At 60.9% G+C, this 19,078-nt stretch carries 16 protein-coding genes; 9 read left to right on the forward strand and 7 right to left on the reverse strand.

Going from position 1 to position 19,078, the window contains the following annotated elements:
• The first annotated feature begins 12 nt into the window (after positions 1 to 12).
• The 7 genes from C0V73_RS08940 to dnaE all read left to right on the forward strand — a co-directional run bounded on the left by C0V73_RS08940 (position 13) and on the right by dnaE (position 10,316).
• Positions 13 to 1,680: a ribonuclease J gene (locus C0V73_RS08940; protein WP_102019683.1), complete on the forward strand. Its 1,668-nt coding sequence runs from the start codon at positions 13 to 15 to the stop codon at positions 1,678 to 1,680.
• Between the two features lie 55 nt (positions 1,681 to 1,735).
• Entirely contained in the window at positions 1,736 to 2,140 is a 405-nt protein-coding gene (mce, locus tag C0V73_RS08945) for a methylmalonyl-CoA epimerase (RefSeq protein WP_102019684.1), read from the forward strand.
• A 153-nt stretch (positions 2,141 to 2,293) separates the two neighbouring features.
• Positions 2,294 to 2,566 carry a DUF1467 family protein gene (locus C0V73_RS08950; protein ID WP_102019685.1) on the forward strand — a complete coding sequence of 91 codons (273 nt, stop codon included), beginning with the start codon at positions 2,294 to 2,296 and terminating at the stop codon, positions 2,564 to 2,566.
• 510 nt (positions 2,567 to 3,076) lie between these two features.
• Positions 3,077 to 4,399 carry a proline--tRNA ligase gene (proS, locus tag C0V73_RS08955; protein WP_102019686.1) on the forward strand — a complete coding sequence of 441 codons (1,323 nt, stop codon included), beginning with the start codon at positions 3,077 to 3,079 and terminating at the stop codon, positions 4,397 to 4,399.
• A 63-nt stretch (positions 4,400 to 4,462) separates the two neighbouring features.
• Entirely contained in the window at positions 4,463 to 5,770 is a 1,308-nt protein-coding gene (locus C0V73_RS08960) for a lipoprotein-releasing ABC transporter permease subunit (protein WP_102019687.1), read from the forward strand.
• A 14-nt stretch (positions 5,771 to 5,784) separates the two neighbouring features.
• Positions 5,785 to 6,474: an ABC transporter ATP-binding protein gene (locus C0V73_RS08965; RefSeq protein ID WP_102019688.1), complete on the forward strand. Its 690-nt coding sequence runs from the start codon at positions 5,785 to 5,787 to the stop codon at positions 6,472 to 6,474.
• A gap of 341 nt (positions 6,475 to 6,815) precedes the next feature.
• On the forward strand, positions 6,816 to 10,316 hold the full coding sequence (gene dnaE / locus C0V73_RS08970) for a DNA polymerase III subunit alpha (RefSeq protein ID WP_102019689.1): 3,501 nt from the start codon (positions 6,816 to 6,818) through the stop codon (positions 10,314 to 10,316).
• Positions 10,317 to 10,319: 3 nt separating this feature from the next.
• Here dnaE and C0V73_RS08975 read toward each other — a convergent pair whose 3' ends face one another.
• The 5 genes from C0V73_RS08975 to C0V73_RS08995 all read right to left on the reverse strand — a co-directional run bounded on the left by C0V73_RS08975 (position 10,320) and on the right by C0V73_RS08995 (position 14,799).
• The gene (locus tag C0V73_RS08975) at positions 10,320 to 11,552 is read right to left on the reverse strand and encodes a L,D-transpeptidase family protein (RefSeq protein ID WP_102019690.1); all 1,233 of its coding nucleotides are present in this window, start codon (positions 11,550 to 11,552) and stop codon (positions 10,320 to 10,322) included.
• A gap of 139 nt (positions 11,553 to 11,691) precedes the next feature.
• Positions 11,692 to 12,489: a YoaK family protein gene (locus C0V73_RS08980; RefSeq protein WP_245407930.1), complete on the reverse strand. Its 798-nt coding sequence runs from the start codon at positions 12,487 to 12,489 to the stop codon at positions 11,692 to 11,694.
• Between the two features lie 8 nt (positions 12,490 to 12,497).
• Entirely contained in the window at positions 12,498 to 13,781 is a 1,284-nt protein-coding gene (locus tag C0V73_RS08985; protein ID WP_102019691.1) for a DNA polymerase IV, read from the reverse strand.
• An 89-nt stretch (positions 13,782 to 13,870) separates the two neighbouring features.
• On the reverse strand, positions 13,871 to 14,506 hold the full coding sequence (locus C0V73_RS08990; RefSeq protein ID WP_102019692.1) for a hypothetical protein: 636 nt from the start codon (positions 14,504 to 14,506) through the stop codon (positions 13,871 to 13,873).
• On the reverse strand, positions 14,506 to 14,799 hold the full coding sequence (locus C0V73_RS08995; protein WP_102019693.1) for a DUF3572 domain-containing protein: 294 nt from the start codon (positions 14,797 to 14,799) through the stop codon (positions 14,506 to 14,508). Before C0V73_RS08995 ends, C0V73_RS08990 begins: the two co-directional genes overlap by 1 nt.
• A gap of 139 nt (positions 14,800 to 14,938) precedes the next feature.
• Between C0V73_RS08995 and C0V73_RS09000 the strand changes: the two genes are divergently transcribed.
• The gene (locus C0V73_RS09000) at positions 14,939 to 15,310 is read left to right on the forward strand and encodes a response regulator (protein WP_102019694.1); all 372 of its coding nucleotides are present in this window, start codon (positions 14,939 to 14,941) and stop codon (positions 15,308 to 15,310) included.
• A 12-nt stretch (positions 15,311 to 15,322) separates the two neighbouring features.
• Positions 15,323 to 16,696, forward strand: a complete 1,374-nt coding sequence (locus C0V73_RS09005) for a PleD family two-component system response regulator (protein ID WP_102019695.1) — start codon at positions 15,323 to 15,325, stop codon at positions 16,694 to 16,696.
• 757 nt (positions 16,697 to 17,453) lie between these two features.
• Here C0V73_RS09005 and rpmG read toward each other — a convergent pair.
• Complete coding sequence (rpmG, locus tag C0V73_RS09010; protein WP_003547442.1) at positions 17,454 to 17,621, reverse strand: 50S ribosomal protein L33; 168 nt, start codon at positions 17,619 to 17,621, stop codon at positions 17,454 to 17,456.
• Between the two features lie 90 nt (positions 17,622 to 17,711).
• Complete coding sequence (locus C0V73_RS09015; protein WP_102019696.1) at positions 17,712 to 18,893, reverse strand: MFS transporter; 1,182 nt, start codon at positions 18,891 to 18,893, stop codon at positions 17,712 to 17,714.
• Between the last annotated feature and the right edge of the window lie 185 nt (positions 18,894 to 19,078).

The raw sequence follows: 19,078 nt of genomic DNA on the forward strand, positions 1-19,078 counted from the left end.
TCGGAAAGAAGAATGGCCAAGAACGACGAACTGGTTTTCCTGCCGCTGGGCGGCGTGGGTGAAATCGGCATGAACCTCGCATTGTACGGCTATGGCCCGCCGTCCAATCGCCAGTGGATCATGGTCGACTGCGGCGTGACCTTCGCCGGTCCCGATCTGCCGGGCGTGGACCTCGTGCTTCCCGATATCGAATTCATCAAGAAGCAGAAGAAGAACCTCAAGGGCATCATCATCACCCATGCCCACGAAGACCACTACGGCGCCTTGAACGACCTGTGGCCTGGCCTCAACGTGCCGGTCTATGCCTCTCGCTTCACCGCCGGCATGCTGGAAGCCAAGCGTGACTACGAAGGCTCGCGCGCCGAAATCCCGATCACGCCCTTCAAGCAGGGCGACCGCATCAATGTCGGTCCCTTCGAGATCGAAGCGATCGGCGTCAACCATTCGATCCCCGAGCCGATGTCGCTGGTCATCCGGACGCCGCTCGGCAATGTCGTGCACACGGGTGACTGGAAGATCGACCATAACCCCTCGCTTGGACCGCTGACCGACGAAGGACGCTTCCGTGCGGTCGGCGACGAAGGCGTGCTCGCACTGCTGTGCGATTCCACCAATGCCATGCGCGATGGTGTCTCTCCCTCCGAGGAAGAGGTCTCCGCTGGCCTGCAGAAGATCATCGAGGCTGCCGAAGGCCGCGTCGCCATCACCACCTTCTCCTCGAATGTCGGCCGCATCCGCTCGATCGCGCTCGCCGCAGAAGCAGCAGGCCGTGAAGTCCTGCTGCTCGGCAGCTCGCTGAAGCGCGTAACGAACGTGGCCCAGGACATCGGCATCATGGAGGGCATTCGCCCCTTCATCGCCGAGGACGAATACGGCTTCATCCCGCGCGACAAGGTCGTCGTCATCCTGACGGGCAGCCAGGGCGAGGCACGCGCAGCACTCGCCAAGCTCTCGCGCGACGAGATGCGCAACGTGGCGCTCACCGCCGGCGACACCGTGGTCTTTTCCTCGCGCGCCATCCCAGGCAACGAGAAGGCGATCCTCGAGATCAAGAATGGCCTCATCGAGCAGGGCGTGCACATCATCACGGACAGTGAAGCCTTGGTTCACGTGTCGGGTCACCCGCGCCGCAACGAACTCTTGAAGATGTACGAGTGGGTTCGCCCACAAATGCTCGTGCCCGTCCATGGCGAAGCCGCCCATCTGGTTGCCCAGAAGGATCTAGCACTGCAGGCCGGCATCCCCACCGTTCCCCATGTCCGCAACGGCGATATCCTGCGCATCGCGCCGGGCCCCGCCGAAGTGATCGACCAGGCTCCCTTCGGCCGCGTCTATAAGGACGGCAAGCTCGTCGGCGATATCGAGGAAATGGGCATCGCCGATCGCAAGAAGCTCTCCTATGTCGGCCACGTTGCCGTCAGCGTGCTTCTCGACAGCCGCTTCGATTTCCTCGGTGATCCCGACGTCGTTCCCTTCGGCCTGCCGGAAGTGGATCACGAGGGCGAGCTGATGGAAGACACGCTGTATGACGCTGTCCTCGGCGCCGTCGAAAGCATTCCGCGCAGCCGCCGCAAGGATCTGGACACCGTTCGCGAAGCCATTCGCCGCGCGGTTCGCTCCACGGCCAACGAGGTCTGGGGCAAGAAGCCGATCGTCACGGTGTTCCTGACCAAAGTCTGAGGGACGAGGCGGGCAGGGATGACCTAATCTTTGCCCGCAACGCCAGGAGGAAACCATGCTCGGCCGCGTCAATCACATCGCCATCGCTGTCCCGGATCTTACTGCCGCGACCACCAGCTATCGTGATACGCTCGGCGCCAAGGTGGCCCAGGCGCAGGCCTTGCCAGAACATGGCGTGACCGTCGTTTTCGTCGAATTGGAAAACACCAAGGTTGAGCTGCTGGAGCCGCTCGGCGAAGCTTCTCCGATTGCGGCCTTTCTGGAAAAGAACCCGTCCGGCGGCATGCATCACATCTGCTACGAGGTGACCGACATCCTGGCCGCCCGTGACCAGCTTTCAGCGACAGGCGCTCGCGTGCTCGGAAGCGGTGAGCCCAAGATCGGCGCCCATGGTAAGCCGGTGCTGTTCCTTCATCCGAAGGATTTCTTCGGCACACTGATCGAACTCGAACAGGTCTGACGCTGCGATGACGCAGTTCTGATATCTTGTTGATCGGGGGGCGACGCTGCCTGCGACGCTTTTGTCTTTGTGCCCGCCGGTTTCCGCGATTATAGGGTGACAAACGGCATGAGCGCGCAAGCCTATGCCCGATCAAGTCTGGAGCGAGACATCATGGCGATCCTGTCGGGACTGGCGGTTTATTTCGTAATCTGGTGGCTGACCCTGTTTGCGGTCCTGCCGATCGGCCTGCGCACCCAGGATGAGGACGAGAATGTCGTTCCGGGTACGGTTGCAAGCGCCCCGACCCGATTCCGGGCGGCTCGGATATTCCTCACGACGACTGTTGTGTCAGGTCTTATCTATGGCGCCTGGTATGTTGCCGGCACCTATTTCGGCATCGGCTTCAAGGATCTGCCGATCATCATGCCGGGCGTCGAGCCTTAAAAGGCCCTTCTAGGCGGCCAAAACCGTCACATCAGAAAACAAGGCAAAAAAAAACAAGGTCAAAAGACCTTGTTCGAAGCTTCGCGTGATCCTTCACCAATTAAGGGGCTGCGAACGGGCGCGCCTAGATCTGATCCTCCCAAGACTTGACCGCGAGTGTGGCAAAGATTTGTACTCCCTGCCTCTTTTATGGGCTGAACCTAGCCCAATCAGTGACCGTTGTCACCCCTGAATCTTGCAGAATTGTTACACTCATCCAAAAAAAAATAGCGTCATCGTTTTGTCGCATGGCGGTCACTTAAGCACCGGTTTTCTCGTGTTTGTCGGCCCGCATACTGTCGTTCTCCAATCCAGAATGGCCTTTGCCAATGCCTCTCTGTGGGCGAGCGCACCGAACGGCGCTTGCGGGTTTTCTTCTCATGTTCAACCGGCTATGAACGCTTCCTGACAACCCGTTTCAATCGCTGATTCCGCCGATCTGGCGGCATCGACAACCATCTGGAATTCGTTATGCGTCTGTCGCGCTATTTCATGCCGATCCTGAAGGAAAACCCCAAGGAAGCCGAGATCGTCTCCCACCGCCTGATGCTGCGGACGGGCATGATCCGCCAGCAGAGCCAGGGCATCTATTCCTGGCTGCCGCTCGGCAAGCGCGTGCTCGACAAGGTGAACGCGATCATCCGCGAAGAGCAGAACCGTGCAGGCGCCATCGAGCTTTCCATGCCGACGCTGCAGTCCGCAGAACTCTGGCAGGAAAGCGGCCGTTACGAGGATTACGGCAAGGAAATGCTGCGCATTCGCGACCGGCAGGACCGCCCGATGCTCTACGGCCCGACCAATGAGGAGATGATCACCGACATCTTCCGCTCGTCGGTGAAGTCCTACAAGAGCCTGCCGCTCAACCTCTACCACATCCAGCTGAAGTTCCGCGACGAGATCCGCCCGCGCTTCGGCACCATGCGCTCGCGCGAGTTCCTGATGAAGGACGCCTATTCCTTCGACCTGACCCAGGCCGACGCCATCCATTCCTACAACAAGATGTTCGTCGCTTACCTGCGCACCTTCGATCGCCTTGGCCTGCGCGCCATCCCGATGCGCGCCGACACCGGCCCGATCGGCGGTAATCACAGCCACGAATTCATCATCCTCGCCGACACCGGCGAGTCCGAGGTCTATTGCCACAAGAGCTTCGTCGATTTCGACATTCCGGCCGCTGACACCGATTTCGACAGCGTCGATGGCCTGCAGTCGATCTTCGACAAGTGGACCTCGGTCTACGCCGCCACGTCGGAAATGCATGACGAGGCAGCCTTCGACGCCATCGGCGAGAATGAACGCCTTTCGGCACGCGGCATCGAGGTTGGCCACATCTTCTATTTTGGCACCAAATACTCCGAGCCGATGGGTGCCAAGGTGCAGGGTCCTGATGGCAAGGAACACCTTGTCCACATGGGCTCCTATGGTATCGGCCCGACGCGCCTTGTTCCCGCCATCATCGAAGCCTCGCATGACGAGAACGGAATCATCTGGCCGGCCTCGGTTGCGCCTTTCGATGCTGTTGTCATCAACATGAAGCCGGGCGACGAAGGCTGCGACAGCACCTGCGATCGTCTCTATGTCGCCCTGCAGAATGCCGGCAAGGACGTGCTCTATGACGACACCGACGATCGTGCGGGCACCAAGTTCGCGACCGCTGACCTGATCGGTGTTCCGACGCAGGTCATCGCCGGTCCGCGCGCTGCCGCCGCTGGCGAGGTCGAGCTCAAGGACCGCAAGACCGGCGCTCGCGAGACGCTGACGATCGAAGCCGCGATCAACAAGCTGACGGCCTGAGGTAAACTCAGGCCGGATTGAGGTTGGGTGACCGAAACCGGGATCCCGAGGCAAGGAGAGACCATGGCGACGACGGCCGCTGGCAACGAGACGGTGGAAACGGGCAAGGCCGGATCGGCGCGCGCCTTTTCCGGCTTTGAGCGCATGGTGGCCTGGCGTTATCTGCGTGCCCGCCGCAAGGAAGCCTTCATTTCCGTGATCGCCGGCTTCTCTTTCATCGGCATCATGCTTGGTGTGGCGACGTTGATCATCGTCATGGCGGTGATGAATGGTTTCCGCACCGAGCTCGTGTCGCGCATCCTCGGCATCAATGGCCACATGATCGTCCAGGCGGTTGACCAGCCGCTCAGCGACTATGCCGGTCTCGCCGAGCGCTTCGCCGCTGTCCCGGGTGTCACTATGGCGCTGCCGCTGGTTGAGGGGCAGACGCTTGCGTCCGGTCGCGAAGGGGCCGGCACCGGCGCCCTCGTTCGCGGCATCCGTCCGGATGATCTCACCAAGCTGTCGGTCGTCTCGTCCAACATCCGTTCGGGCGACATGGTCGGCTTTGCCACGGGGCAGGGTGTTCTGATCGGCTCGCGCATGGCAGCCCAGCTGGGGCTCTCCGCCGGCGACACCATCACGCTGGTCTCGCCGGAAGGCGACGTCACGCCGCTGGGCGTCAATCCGCGCGTCAAATCCTATCCGGTCTCGGCGATCTTCGAGATCGGCATGTCAGAATACGATGCCTCGATCATCTATATGCCGCTCGAGGAAGCGCAGCTCTATTTCAACGTCGAAGGCATCGTTCAGTCGATCGAGCTGTTCATCTCCGATCCCGATGCCGTCGATGAACTGCGTCCGCAGATCGAGGAGGCCGCCGGCCGCCAGATATTCCTGACCGACTGGCGCCAGCGCAATCAGACTTTCTTTTCCGCCCTTCAGGTCGAGCGCAACGTCATGTTCATGATCCTGACGCTGATCGTGCTTGTGGCAGCCCTCAACATTATCTCGGGCCTGATCATGCTGGTGAAGGACAAGTCGAGCGATATCGCCATCCTGCGCACCATGGGGGCGACCTCGGGCGCGATCATGCGGATCTTCTTCATGACCGGGGCCGCCATCGGCACGGCCGGCACGCTTGCCGGCGTCGTAATGGGCGTCGTCGTCTGTCTCAACATCGAGAGCATCCGCCAGTTCTTCTCCTGGGTCTCGGGCACCGTGCTCTTTGATCCCGAACTCTATTTCCTGAGTCAGTTGCCGGCCGACATGAATGCCAGTGAAACCGTGTCCGTGGTCATCATGGCGCTCAGCCTGTCCTTCATGGCCACCATCTTCCCGGCCTGGCGGGCCTCGCGCCTGGATCCTGTCCAGGCCTTGCGTTACGAATGAGGATGCCGAATTCAATGGCAAAAGACGTGGTTCTCTCGCTCGCCGGCATCGATCGTCATTACGGTCAGGGTGAGACTGTGCTGTCGATCCTCAAGGGCGCCGACTTCACGCTTCGGACCGGCGAGACCGTCGCACTGGTCGCCCCCTCGGGCACCGGCAAGTCGACACTCCTGCATGTCGCGGGCCTGCTTGAGCATCCGGATGGCGGTGAGGTCACTCTTGGCGGCGTCGCCTGCCAGGAGCTCGGTGACGAAGAGCGCACCGCGATCCGCCGCAAGTCGGTCGGCTTCGTCTACCAGTTTCACCACCTCCTGCCGGAATTCTCGGCGCTGGAAAACGTCATGATGCCGCAGCTGATTGCCGGCCTCTCGAAGGGCGAAGCCGCGGAACGGGCCAAGCAGCTTCTCGACTACATGCGTGTCGGCCATCGCGCCGAACATCGTCCGGCCGAACTCTCCGGCGGTGAGCAGCAGCGTGTGGCAATCGCCCGCGCCGTCGCCAATGCCCCGCTCGTCCTGCTCGCCGACGAGCCAACCGGAAATCTCGATCCGGAAACGGCAAGCTACGTCTTCTCGGCGCTTGAGGCGCTGGTGCGACAGTCGGGCCTGTCGGCGATGATCGCGACCCACAATCATGACATCGCCCGTCGGATGGATCGCTGTGTGACCCTGGTCGACGGCAAGGTCGTCGAACTCGACGTCTGATCTCAGCCCCTTTTCTTTTCCCTTTCCCGATGCCGCTGCGCCTCGGTGGATTTTGTTCCACCGAGGCTGCGGTTTTTTTAGGTTGACATTGGAACAAGAGAAGAACAAACTAAAAACATAAAGGGACAAGGAGACAGAAATGACCGAAATTCTTCGTGACGTTGCTGCATTTGCCTCGATGGCGGTATTCGTATCCAGCATGGCTTTGCTGATGATGGCGCTCTGACATTCTGCGGCGGCAAAGCTGGTGACCAAGCTCTTGCCGCCCGACTTCCTTCTGGACTTCACAGCCGCAAAGACCGAAAATCCCGACCGATTCAGGTAATGAGGAATGAAGCGGTATGGGCGAGGACAACGTCGACAGGCAGGCGTCCGGTGGACTCGGTGATGGCCCGGGTTTCGTGCACTTGCGGGTGCATTCCGCCTATTCGCTGCTTGAGGGCGCCTTGCCGCTCAAGAAGATCCTCGGCAAGGCAGTCGCCGACGAACAGCCGGCGATCGCGATCACGGACACCAACAATCTCTTCGTTGCGCTTGAGTTCTCCCAGAAGGCGCTCGGCGATGGCATCCAGCCGATCATAGGCTGCCAGCTGTCGATCGACATGGAGGACTCGACCGGTGAGAAGCGCGGCGGCAATGGCCATATGCCGGATCTGCCGGCCGTTGTCGTCCTGGCATCGGATGCCGATGGCTATGAGCGGCTCGTCGATCTCGTCAGCCGTGCCTATCTCGGCGGCGATGCGGGGCAACCGACCCATGTGAAGCTCTCCTGGCTCGAGGAGAGCGGGACCGAAGGCCTGATCGTGCTCACGGGCGCGGGCGGCGGGCCAATTGATCGTATTCTCAAGGATGGCCACAAGGCCCAGGCCGAAAGCCGTCTTCTGTCGCTGAAGCGCCTGTTCGGCGATCGCCTCTATGTCGAGTTGCAGCGCCACGGTGACTACGACCGTACGCATGAGCGCCGCATGGTCCAGCTGGCCTATGAACATGACCTGCCGCTGGTCGCAACCAACGAGGCCTTTTTCCCGTCGCGGGACGACTATGACGCCCATGATGCCCTGATGGCCGTGGCCCACAACGCCATTGTTTCGAATGACGACCGGTTCCGCCTGACGCCCGATCACTATCTGAAGAGCCGGGCGGACATGATGAAGCTCTTCGCCGATCTGCCGGAAGCGCTGGAGAATTCGGTCGAGATCGCTCGTCGCTGCTCCTTTGTGCTGGATACCCGAAAGCCCATCCTGCCGCGCTTCACCGGCGGCAGCGATGATCCGGAAGAAGCAGAACGCGAGGAGGCGCTGGAGCTCCGCCGTCAGGCGGAGGAGGGGCTCGACCACCGTCTTGCAGCCCTCGGCATGGCGCCCGGCTACGAAGAGAAAGAATATCGCGAACGCCTGGAATTCGAGCTCTCGGTTATCGAGCGCATGAAGTTCCCCGGCTACTTCCTGATCGTTGCGGACTTCATCAAATGGGCGAAGCAGCATGATATCCCGGTTGGCCCTGGCCGTGGTTCGGGTGCGGGCTCGCTGGTCGCCTATGCACTGACGATTACTGACGTCGACCCGCTGCGCTTCTCGCTGCTCTTCGAACGCTTCCTCAATCCGGAACGCGTCTCGATGCCCGACTTCGATATCGACTTCTGTCAGGAACGTCGCGAAGAGGTCATTCGCTACGTCCAGAAGAAATATGGTCGCGAGCAGGTGGGACAGATCATCACCTTCGGATCGCTGCAGGCCCGTGCGGCGCTGCGCGACGTCGGCCGTGTGCTCGAAATGTCCTATGGCCAGGTCGACAAGATCTGCAAGCTCGTGCCGAACAATCCGGCCAACCCGACGCCTCTCTCCAAGGCGATCGAGGAGGAGCCCAAGCTGCAGGAGGCCGCCGCAGAAGAGCCGGTAGTCGCCCGTCTGCTCGAGATTGCCCAGAAGATCGAGGGCCTTTACCGCCACGCCTCGACACACGCCGCCGGTATCGTCATCGGCGACCGCCCGCTGTCGAAGCTGGTGCCCATGTATCGCGATCCGCGTTCCGACATGCCGGTCACGCAGTTCAACATGAAGTGGGTCGAACAGGCCGGCCTCGTGAAGTTCGACTTCCTCGGCCTGAAGACGCTGACGGTCCTGAAGACGGCCGTCGACTTCGTCGAGGAGCAGCGCGGCATCAAGGTCGATTTGGCAGCCATCCCGCTCGATGACACCTTGACCTACGAGATGCTGTCACGCGGCGAAACGGTCGGCGTCTTCCAGGTGGAAAGTGCCGGCATGCGCAAGGCCCTCATCGGCATGCGCCCCGACTGCATCGAGGACATCATTGCGCTGGTGGCGCTTTATCGCCCGGGCCCGATGGAAAACATCCCGGTCTACAACGCCCGCAAGCACGGCGAAGAAGAAGTCGCCTCGATCCATCCGAAGATCGACTATCTGCTGAAGGAAACCCAGGGCGTTATCGTTTACCAGGAACAGGTCATGCAGATCGCGCAGGTCCTGTCGGGTTATTCGCTCGGCGAAGCCGACCTTCTGCGCCGCGCCATGGGTAAGAAGATCAAGGCGGAGATGGACCAGCAGTCGGCCCGTTTTGTCGACGGCGCGATGAAGAATGGCGTCTCCAAGCCGCAGGCCAACAACATCTTCGAACTGCTCGCAAAGTTTGCGAACTACGGCTTCAACAAGTCACACGCCGCAGCCTACGCCATCGTCTCCTACCAGACCGCCTATATGAAGGCGCATTATCCGGTCGAGTTTCTCGCCGCCTCGATGACGCTCGACATGTCGAACACCGAAAAGCTGGTCGACTTCCGCCAGGACGCCGGCCGCCTTGGCATCGAAGTCGTGCCCCCTTCGGTGCAGACCTCCTACCGGCACTTCCAGACCGGGCCGAACCGCATCTACTACGCGCTTGCCGCCCTTAAGGGCGTCGGCGAAGGCGCCGTTGACCACATCGTCGAGGTGCGCGGCGATAAGCATTTTGAGAGCATCGAGGATTTCTGCCTCAGGATCGACCCGAAGCAGATCAACCGTCGCGTCTTTGAAAGCCTGATCGCCGCCGGCGCCTTCGACTGCTTCGGTCGCGACCGCGCCGAACTCGTCGGCAGCATCGACCGCATCATGGGTTATGCCCAGCGCGCCCAGGAAAATGCCGTCAGCGGCCAGTCGGACATGTTCGGCTCCGGCGGCGCAAGTGGGCCCGAGCGCATCGCCTTTGCGCCCTATACGCCTTGGCTCTCCTCCGAAAAGCTGATGCGCGAATTCCAGGTGCTCGGCTTTTACCTGTCTGCCCATCCGCTCGATGCTTACCGGGATTTGCTCGACAAGCTGCGCGTCCAGAATTTCGCGGACTTCTCGGTCGCGGTGAAACAGGGCGCCTCTGCAGGCCGTCTCGCCGGCACCGTTATCTCCCGCCAGGAGCGCAAGACCCGCACCGGCAACAAGATGGGCATCATCACCTTCTCGGATGCTTCCGGACAATATGAAGCGGTACTCTTCTCGGAAGGTCTCAACCAGTACCGCGACCTGCTCGAGCCCGGTAAGTCGCTGGTGCTGACCGTCCAGGCCGAGGAGCGCCCTGAGGGTATCGGACTGCGCGTCCAGACGGCCCAGTCGCTGGAGGAACAGTCGATCCGCATGCAGAAGGCCATGCGCGTCTATGTCCGCGATTCCGGCCCCTTGCGCGCCGTGGCCGCGCGTCTGAATGCGAGAGGCGACGGCCTCGTCTCCTTCATCGTCATCAAGGACGAGGGGCAGCGCGAGATCGAGGTCGAACTGACCGAGCGCTTCCGCATCTCACCCGAAATCGCCGCCGCCATGCGCTCGACGCCAGGCGTGCTCGATGTGGAGCTTGTGTAAGGCTTAAACCCGCGGCTTGCTCCGGGTCACCGTGATGAAATCCGTACCATCGCCGGTCTCGGGTCCAAGACCCGTGTCCTGGATTGTGATCGACGAGCCTTCGCTCAGCATGGTCTCGATCCGGGCGCGCAACTCGTCCGGGATGACGATACGCGAGAGGGCCGCTTCGGCCGTGAAGATAGCAGGGTCGTCTGCAGGCTCGGTAATGCCGAGCCGCTCCTGTGTGGAGGCGGCCAGGTGATCGTCCAGCGTCACGCCGCGCCAGTCGGCCTTGCGCTTGAACCGATCTACGGCTGTTGCCTCGAGGAAATGCGTGCCGAGCGCCTTTTCAGGCTCCTTGATGTCGATGGCCGCAGAAAAGAGTGGCTGGAATTTCTGTCGGATCATCAATTGACCCATCGGCGGATGGTCTTCGCCGGCCTCGATGTAGAGAGCGGCAAGGAAAGGCTTCGACAGGATCTCGCCATCCTTGGCGACGGCATGTTTTTCCTTGAAGTCCTTGATCGCTGCAATCGTGCGCGTGCCAAGCAAGCCGTCCGGAATGCCGGGGTCGAAACCGAGCTGGTTCAGCAGCCGCTGGACATCCATGGCCACGTCGCGCTGGGTGCGGCGGGTGATGAGGATGCGGAGCGGCGGCGGTTCCTCGATGACCAGCTTCACCTCGGCCCCGCTGCGCGGCGGCACGGAATTCATCGCCACTTCCACTGGCTTGAGCGCCGCTTCTACGCGTCCGGGACGCAATTCGACATCCGACAGCAGCCCCCCGTCATCGACGGGTAGCCTCGGCGTGAAAAGGTTGGCATGGGTCATCGGCCGCGGCGCTACTGGATCATCGGTGATGATCACATGCGCCCCGCGCTCGGTCATCTGGAAGAGCGTCTTCGCAAACCCATTCGGCAGGCGCACGCAGCCATGCGAGGCCGGATGGTTCGGCACCTTGCCCTCGTGCAGCGCGATGCCGGACCAGGTCAACCGCTGCATGAAGGGCATGGGCGCGTTCGAATAGAGATTGGACTCGTGATATTTGCGCTTTTCCAGGATCGAGAAGATGCCCGATGGCGTCGTATGGCCCGGCTTGCCGGTCGAAACCTTGGATGTCGCAACCACCACATCGCCGTCATAGACGGTGAGCGTCTGGTCCGCCTTGGACACATAGATCTGCAGGGGACCGTCTGCGGCAAGCGCCGTGCTGGTCATGAGGGAAAGGCTGAAGGCAAGGACGAAACGCTGGAACATGGTCGACCACTTGAAACGCAAAACTGAACGCTCGAAGTGTATGAGACGATGTTTAAGAAAAGTTTTGTGAAACGGCGGCGCTTTGCCCTGTCACGTCGCTGTGATCAGCTGTCCACAGATGTCACATCGAACTTCGAGATCAAAGGCCAGCAGTCGGGCGTGGCCTAAGCTGCGGAGAGGCGACGGCCAGCAGCAGGGCAGCGATCGGCAGCGAAAACGCATGGCCGAGGTGCTTGAAGCCCAGCGCCCCCACAAGCCCGCCCAGGAAAAACATGCCGACGATCGGCAGGAGGATGGAGAGCTTTCGGCCGTCCGCCACGATCGGGGGGTGGTCGAGAACGCGGGCGAGCGCACGATAGGCGAGCTTGCCAAGCTCGATCCCCATGTCGGTGATCATGCCGGTGAGGTGGGTCGTGCGGATGCGCGCGCCCGATATCTTGGTGATCGTCGCGTTCTGCAGGCTCATCACGAAGCAGAGGAGCACCGCGGTAACCGGGGCCGCCGCCGCAGGGGACACGACAGCGCCTATCCCCGCAAAGGCAATCAGCAGCCCGGATTCGAGCGCCAGCGGATATGCATATTGCTGTCGCCGCGCATGACGCCGTGCCCAGTTGATCAGGATGGCCGAACAGGCAGCCCCAAGCGTGAAACTGATGAGAAGCGCGATGCCTGAGCCAACGAGGCCAAAGAGCCCGAGTGCCAGGTTGTCGGCAATCGAGGAGACGATACCGGTCATATGCGAGGTATAGTGCCCGATGGCCAGGAAGCCGCCGGCATTCATGGCCCCGGCGACAAAGGCGAGGATGGCGCCAAGCATCAGGTCGTTGCGGCCCGTGCGTCGATGGGCCGCCGCAATCCGAAACAGCCGCAGCCGTCCGGTCGGATGGCCCGCACGCCGAGGCTGGTCTTTGTCGATGCCGATGGCTGCATGCGTCACGGGTGGGCCTATCGTTTGGATGGAAAGGTGTAACCCGTCTGCACGGTACCCTTGCCGAACTTGTCGCGCAATTTGTCCATCGCCGCTTCCGCCGCTGCCCGCCGTGTCGCCTGTTCGTCGACGAGATCGGGCGGATCGGCGCGTGCGGGATCCCCGAGGTCACTGACCCCGATCCCGATCAGCCGGAACTTCGTCCCGTCGGTCTCTTTCTCCAGCAGAGCCATGCCCGTGCGGAAGATCCGGTCGGCCAGCTGTGTCGGATCATCCAGCCGCCTGTTGCGGGTGCGCTGCTTGAAGTCGGCGGTCTTCAGTTTCAGGACGACAGTCTGCCCGGCAATCTCGTGGCGCTTCAGCCGCCAGGCAACCTTTTCGGAAAGGGCGCGCAGATGAACGACGAGATCGTCAAGCCGGTGGATATCCTCGAAAAACGTGGTCTCCGCCGAAACGCTCTTGGCCGGATCGTTCGGATGCACGGTGCGATCGTCGATGCCACGGGAGAGCCGCGCGAGGCGCTGCCCCATGACCCCGTAGCGCCGCATCAGCTCGGTTTCGTCCATGATCTGCAACTGGCCAATCGTCCGGATGCCATCGGCCTGCAGGGTCGCCGCAAAGGCCTTGCCGACGCCCCAGATCATCGTCACCGGCTTGTCCGCCAGGAATGTCAGAGCCTCTGCCTCGCCGATCACCGAGAAGCCGCGCGGCTTCTGCAGATCGGAAGCGACCTTGGCGAGGAACTTGCAGTAGGAGAGCCCGACGGAGACGGTAATCCCGATCTCCTGCTCGATGCGTCGGGCAAGCCGGGCGAGCACCCGGGCCGGCGGGTCGTGATGCAGCAGCTCCGTGCCTCTCAGATCGAGAAAGGCTTCGTCGATCGAGATCGGCTGCACGAGTGGCGTCAGTTCCTCCATCATGGCCCGTACTTGGCGACCAACCGCCACATACTTCTCCATGTCGGGTCTGATGACCACCGCTTGCGGACAGGCCTCCAGCGCCTTGAACATCGGCATGGCCGAACGCACCCCGTGGATGCGGGCCACGTAGCAGGCGGTGGAGACAACCCCACGCTTGCCGCCGCCGATGATAACAGGCTTGTCGATCAGGTCGGGATTATCCCGCTTCTCGACCGAGGCATAGAAGGCGTCGCAGTCGATGTGGGCGATCGAAAGGTCAAAGAGTTCGGGATGGTAGACGAGCCTCGGGCTGCCGCAAGATCGGCAACGGCGCGAACCCTCAGCCTGCCCGGTCAGGCAGTCTCGACAGAAGCCGGAATGAACAGGGTCGATGCGGGTCATGGCAGGAACAAATATTGAACATCTCGACCATAAGCCGGTCAGCAAGGCGAGGCAAGAGACCCCGTCGCGATGACAGTGACGTACCGTCCCTAAGCCGTGAAATGCGTCCGGATGACGGCCGCCGCCTCCGGCCAGGTCTCGACACGCTGGACTGTCTCCTGCGGCTTGGGCGCGAAGCGGAAGATCTCCAGCGGCGGCGGAAGATAGACCAGCAGGCAGTCTGACACATGATCGCCGACCGAGTGCAGATTGTGGACCATGTCATCGACAAAGGCGACGGGCAGGGGCCTCGCGCCGTGGAGAGCGGCCAGCACAGGCCCCTTGGCTTCCTCGGTGGCAATCATCGGGAAGCTGAGCGTCAGTTGGTCAAGCAACCGGCGCCGCACCTCCGCATGGCGCTGTGGCATGGCCGTGAGAAAGACGAGGTCGGCATCCTTGCCCAAGGCATGGAGACTGTCGACAGCATCGGCAAATGGCGTCTGCCATCGCTCCTGCTCCATGAAGAAGTCGTCGATCAGCGCCTTGACCGCAGGCGCGTCCACCACGCTTTCGTCCGTTCCGCTCACGATATTGCCGGTCAGCTTGAACGAGCGGGGCAGAAGCCGGTGGCCGCGTGTTTCGAGAAAGGCCTCAAAGGGTGTTGCAAACTGCAGCACAACGTCATCAACGTCGCAGACAACAAGTGGCCGATCCGAAAGGCGGATGTGATTGAGATCGGTCAGCATCAGAAGTCCGCAGAGTCGAAGCTCGGACCGGCATAGCGGTGATAGGCCTCAACCACCGATTCGGGTTTGGTTTCGGTCGCCTCGCAAAATGCCATCAGCGTCGGCTCGTGTTGCATCAGGAATTCCAGCATGCCGGCAAGGAATGCCGGGTCGCCCACCGCCTGGCGCAATTGCCCTGGCTGAACGCCGGACAGCGCGAGGAAACGCGAGAGCATATCCGGTTCATTGGCCAGCCAGCCGAGCACTGCCACGGCAGTCGCTTCGGCATCGGCCGGTATATCTCTGTTTTTCATAAAGTCTTTTCCTGTTGCTCTGGCAAATTACCGATTTCGAAACCAAATTGCACTAGCATGCTTGATGACGGAAGAAGCAACTCGCGCCGGGAAATCCATTCCCCGGAAGCCTTCAAGCGCGGGACAAGGGACCGGGTGAATGCCGAAAAAGGTGATGATTGTCGAAGACAATGAGCTGAATATGAAGCTCTTCCGCGATCTGATCGAGGCATCCGGCTATGAAACCGTGCAGACACGCAATGGCATGGAAGCCATGGATCTCGCACGTCGCCACCATCCCGATCTCATCCTGATGGACATCCAGTTGCCGGAAGTGTCCGGTCTTGAGGTCACCAAATGGCTGAAGGATGATCCGGAGCTCCATGTCATCCCGGTAATCGCGGTCACCGCCTTTGCGATGAAGGGCGATGAGGAGCGTATCCGCCAGGGTGGTTGCGAAGCCTATGTTTCCAAGCCGATTTCCGTTCCGAAATTCATCGAGACGATCAAGACCTATCTCGGAGATGCGTGAGGATTAAGTGACATGACTGCCCGCATCCTGGTCGTCGACGATATCCCTGCCAATGTGAAGCTGCTCGAAGCGCGGCTGATGGCGGAGTATTTCGACGTCCTGACCGCGAGCAATGGTCGCGACGCGCTCGATATCTGTGATCGCACCCAGGTGGACGTCATCCTGCTCGACATCATGATGCCGGAGATGGACGGCTTTGAAGTCTGCGAGCGCCTGAAGTCCAATCCACGCACAGCCCACATCCCTGTTGTCATGGTCACCGCACTCGATCAGCCGTCCGACCGTGTCCGCGGCCTGAAGGCCGGTGCCGATGACTTTCTGACCAAGCCGGTCAACGATCTGCAGCTGATCTCCCGAGTGAAAAGCCTGGTCCGTCTGAAGACGCTGAGCGACGAACTGCGCATTCGCCACGATACGACCCGCGAGGCCGGCATCGGTGACGTGCTGCGGCTCCAGGATGGCCGGCTGGAAGAGCAGGCGCAGGTGCTGCTGGTCGATAGCCGTGGCGCCTCTCAGGAGCGCATCATCAAGGCCCTGAAGCCGATCGCCGAAGTCTCGGCCATGTCCGATCCGCAGGCAGCCGTTTTTGAGGCGGCCGAAAACGCCTTCGATCTCGTCATCGTCAACGGCAATCTCGATGACTACGATCCACTCCGCCTTTGCTCGCAGATCCGGTCGCTGGAGCGCACACGTTTCATCCCGATCCTGCTGATCACCGAGCAGGGCGACGAACAGATGATTATCCGCGCGCTCGATCTCGGCGTGAACGACTACATCGTCCGCCCGCTTGATCCCAATGAGCTGATTGCCCGCACGCTCACCCAGGTTCGCCGCAAGCGCTACAATGATCGCCTGCGCAACAGTGTGCGCCAGACAATCGAGCTCGCCGTCACCGATGGTCTCACGGGCCTCCACAATCGCCGCTACCTCGACACGCATCTGCGCACACTCTTTGCCCGCGCCAAGGTCCGTGGCCGACCGCTAACGATCTGCATCACCGATATAGACCGTTTCAAGCAGGTGAACGACGTCTATGGCCACGATGCCGGCGACGAGGTGCTGAAGGAATTCGCCGGCCGGATCCGCTCCACCGTGCGCGGTGCCGATCTCGCCTGCCGTTTCGGTGGCGAGGAATTTGTCGTCGTCATGCCAGACACGCCGGCAGACATGGCGGCCGCCGTTGCCGAGCGGCTGCGTGGCATGATCGAGGCGCGACCCTTCCAGCTGCGATCCGGTGAAACCCCCTTGATGCTGACGGCGTCTATGGGCATTGCCACATTGGGCCCGGGCGTCGATACGCCGGAGCAGCTCCTGAAGCAGGCGGACCGCGCCCTCTATGAGGCCAAGAATTCCGGCCGCAACAGGGTTGTGGCCGCGGCAGCCTGACTGTAGCGGACCCGCAAATCTGGCTTTGCGGAAATCAGGACAACTGTCTCAGACAATGTACACAGCTTTTTCCGTGGCGCTGCGCTGTGCATGCTGGCCAAATCTTGCTGCGTTTTTGAGCAGTTACAAAGGGAGTTATCTCCTGCCTTCGGAATAGTCTTTAGCGTCCGAGAGGTTGGCCTCAGCCCTCATGCGCCCACATGTGCTTAGTCTGTTTTGTATTTAATTGAATATTAGGCTCTGCTTCGTGGGGAAGACATGTCCGTCGCACGGCTCTCTCTCTGCGGGTTCAAAACTAATCTTGAGGTTTCGAGAAATCACTGACGGTATTCTCAAGTTTTAATGTGTGTAGAACTGACTATCGTCTGCATATCGCAAGTTCAATGGAGGCTAATTTAACCATATTGGAGCGATGTTCCGCCAACCGGTTAATAAACTGTTGATTTTTGTCTCTACTTGGGAGAACTTGAACCCAGCAGACAAGGCCTCTACGGAGGTTCTGGATACCCCATGATGCTCAGGTCCGCCGCATCTCCTGGGTCGTGGGGTCGGTCGGTTGGTATGCGACGTCAAAACGGTTCCTCGTGCCGTGTCACATACCGACCGACCCCCTATTGTAAAAACACCGGTTTCCGCAAGGAAGCCGGTGTTTTTCGTTTGGGCTCATGACGATCAGGTGGCGGGGCAGGGAGCAGGGCAAAAGAAAAAGGCGCACCGCAGGAAGCGGCACGCCTTTTTAAAAGCCTCAGATCAAATCTTACTTGATCTTGGTTTCCTTGAACTCGACATGCTTCTTAGCAACCGGGTCGTACTTGGTCTTCGTCATCTTGTCCGTCATGGTGCGGCTGTTCTTCGTAGTAACGTAGAAGAAACCCGTGTCAGCCGTCGACAGAAGCTTGATCTTGATGGTTGTAGCCTTGGCCATGGTCGTCCTGCCTCTAATAAACGAAGCCGTGGACGACCGAACGAGGCCCACGGCAAATCTGGCGCGAAACTACAAATCGCGCCCGAAAAGTCAAGTGCGTTTCGGGTTAAAAAGCAGGCGCCCCAGGGAAAGCACCACGTAGAGTGCGAAGAAACCCGCGATTGCCCAGGCGAATCCGTCATTTCCGGTAATGTCGATGGCAGCCCCGATGGCCTGTGGACCGGCAACCGTGCCCACCGCATAGCAGAAAATGAAGGCGGCGTTGGCGGCAGCGAGATCAGCGCCAGTGAGTCGCGAACCGAGATGGCTGAGGCCCACCGTGTAGAGACCCGACACGCATCCACCCCAGAACAGCAGCACGATCGCCATCAGATGCCAGTGGCCAGACAGCCACGGAAGTGTCAGCGAACCTGCAAGGCCGACGGCAGCGAGGATCGACAACAGCAAGCGCCGGTCTCGCATGCGGTCCGAGAGAAGCCCGAGCGGGATCTGGAAGACCATGTTGCCGATGCCCATCACGGTCAACAGCAGGGCTGCCTCCGTCTCCGTGAAGCCGGTGCGGGTCGCGTAAATCGGAAACAGCGACAGGCCGCCCGCCTCGACAGCGCCGAAGACGAAAACGGCCACCGTCGCGGTCGGCACCAGGAAGATGTATCGCAGGAAGTGCATCTCCGGCTTGTCGCCCAGAACAGGGCTTTCGTTTCGCGCGATATAGATCGGGATGGCCGCAGCCATGATGGCGATGGCGCCGACCGCAAAGGGAAGAAGGCCATCACTGCCGAGCACGGAGAAGAGCAGGGGGCCACAGGCAAAGCCGACGGCGAGCATGGTGGCATAGATACCCATGACAAGCCCGCGCTTGCGCGATGGGGCTGCTGCATTGATCCAGAATTCGGACAGGATGAAGAGCGTGGTCGTCGCGCCATGAAAGACGATGCGCAGCGGGAACCACATCCAGAACTCGGTGGCATAGTAGAAGCCGATGGCACTGATGGCGGACAGCACGACCGCCCACAGCATGGTCGGCACGACGCCCAGCTTGTGTGCAAGCTTGGTGGTGACGGGTGCTGCCGCCATGGCGGCAATGCCGGCCATCGCGGAATTGAGCCCGATCAGGGTCGAGGAGATGCCCCGCTTTTCCAGGATGATGCTGAGCAGCGGAAGGCCAAGGCCGATCGCAATGCCGACGGCGGAGATCGCCGAGATGGCCGCAACCAGCGAAGGCCAGTGGATTTCCTCGCGGTGACCGTTCAGCCCATTGGTCTCAGACATCTGTCACCTCGCGAACCGACTGGACCTCGGGGGAGACAGCGGCCGGCTGCGGGCAAGATGTCGGCATGGTCAATGGCATTTTCGCTTACGAGCTCCCGAGGCGTCCATGATCGGCGCGGCATGTTCAGACTGGAAATGGTCCGACTGTCAAGTTGCTTGGCACCCGGCACCGCGAATCACGGTGT

This window comes from Rhizobium sp. TH135, from assembly GCF_002855515.1.
Lineage (GTDB): Bacteria > Pseudomonadota > Alphaproteobacteria > Rhizobiales > Rhizobiaceae > Allorhizobium.

Bases quoted from the DNA above. Each gene is read 5' to 3' on its own strand.
- C0V73_RS08940 (WP_102019683.1), top strand. From the start codon at position 13: ATGGCCAAGAACGACGAACTGGTTTTCCTGCCGCTGGGCGGCGTGGGT.
- mce (WP_102019684.1), top strand. From the start codon at position 1,736: ATGCTCGGCCGCGTCAATCACATCGCCATCGCTGTCCCGGATCTTACT.
- C0V73_RS08950 (WP_102019685.1), top strand. From the start codon at position 2,294: ATGGCGATCCTGTCGGGACTGGCGGTTTATTTCGTAATCTGGTGGCTG.
- proS (WP_102019686.1), top strand. From the start codon at position 3,077: ATGCGTCTGTCGCGCTATTTCATGCCGATCCTGAAGGAAAACCCCAAG.
- C0V73_RS08960 (WP_102019687.1), top strand. From the start codon at position 4,463: ATGGCGACGACGGCCGCTGGCAACGAGACGGTGGAAACGGGCAAGGCC.
- C0V73_RS08965 (WP_102019688.1), top strand. From the start codon at position 5,785: ATGGCAAAAGACGTGGTTCTCTCGCTCGCCGGCATCGATCGTCATTAC.
- dnaE (WP_102019689.1), top strand. From the start codon at position 6,816: ATGGGCGAGGACAACGTCGACAGGCAGGCGTCCGGTGGACTCGGTGAT.
- C0V73_RS08975 (WP_102019690.1), bottom strand. From the start codon at position 11,552: ATGTTCCAGCGTTTCGTCCTTGCCTTCAGCCTTTCCCTCATGACCAGC.
- C0V73_RS08985 (WP_102019691.1), bottom strand. From the start codon at position 13,781: ATGACCCGCATCGACCCTGTTCATTCCGGCTTCTGTCGAGACTGCCTG.
- C0V73_RS08990 (WP_102019692.1), bottom strand. From the start codon at position 14,506: ATGCTGACCGATCTCAATCACATCCGCCTTTCGGATCGGCCACTTGTT.
- C0V73_RS08995 (WP_102019693.1), bottom strand. From the start codon at position 14,799: ATGAAAAACAGAGATATACCGGCCGATGCCGAAGCGACTGCCGTGGCA.
- C0V73_RS09000 (WP_102019694.1), top strand. From the start codon at position 14,939: ATGCCGAAAAAGGTGATGATTGTCGAAGACAATGAGCTGAATATGAAG.
- C0V73_RS09005 (WP_102019695.1), top strand. From the start codon at position 15,323: ATGACTGCCCGCATCCTGGTCGTCGACGATATCCCTGCCAATGTGAAG.
- rpmG (WP_003547442.1), bottom strand. From the start codon at position 17,621: ATGGCCAAGGCTACAACCATCAAGATCAAGCTTCTGTCGACGGCTGAC.
- C0V73_RS09015 (WP_102019696.1), bottom strand. From the start codon at position 18,893: ATGTCTGAGACCAATGGGCTGAACGGTCACCGCGAGGAAATCCACTGG.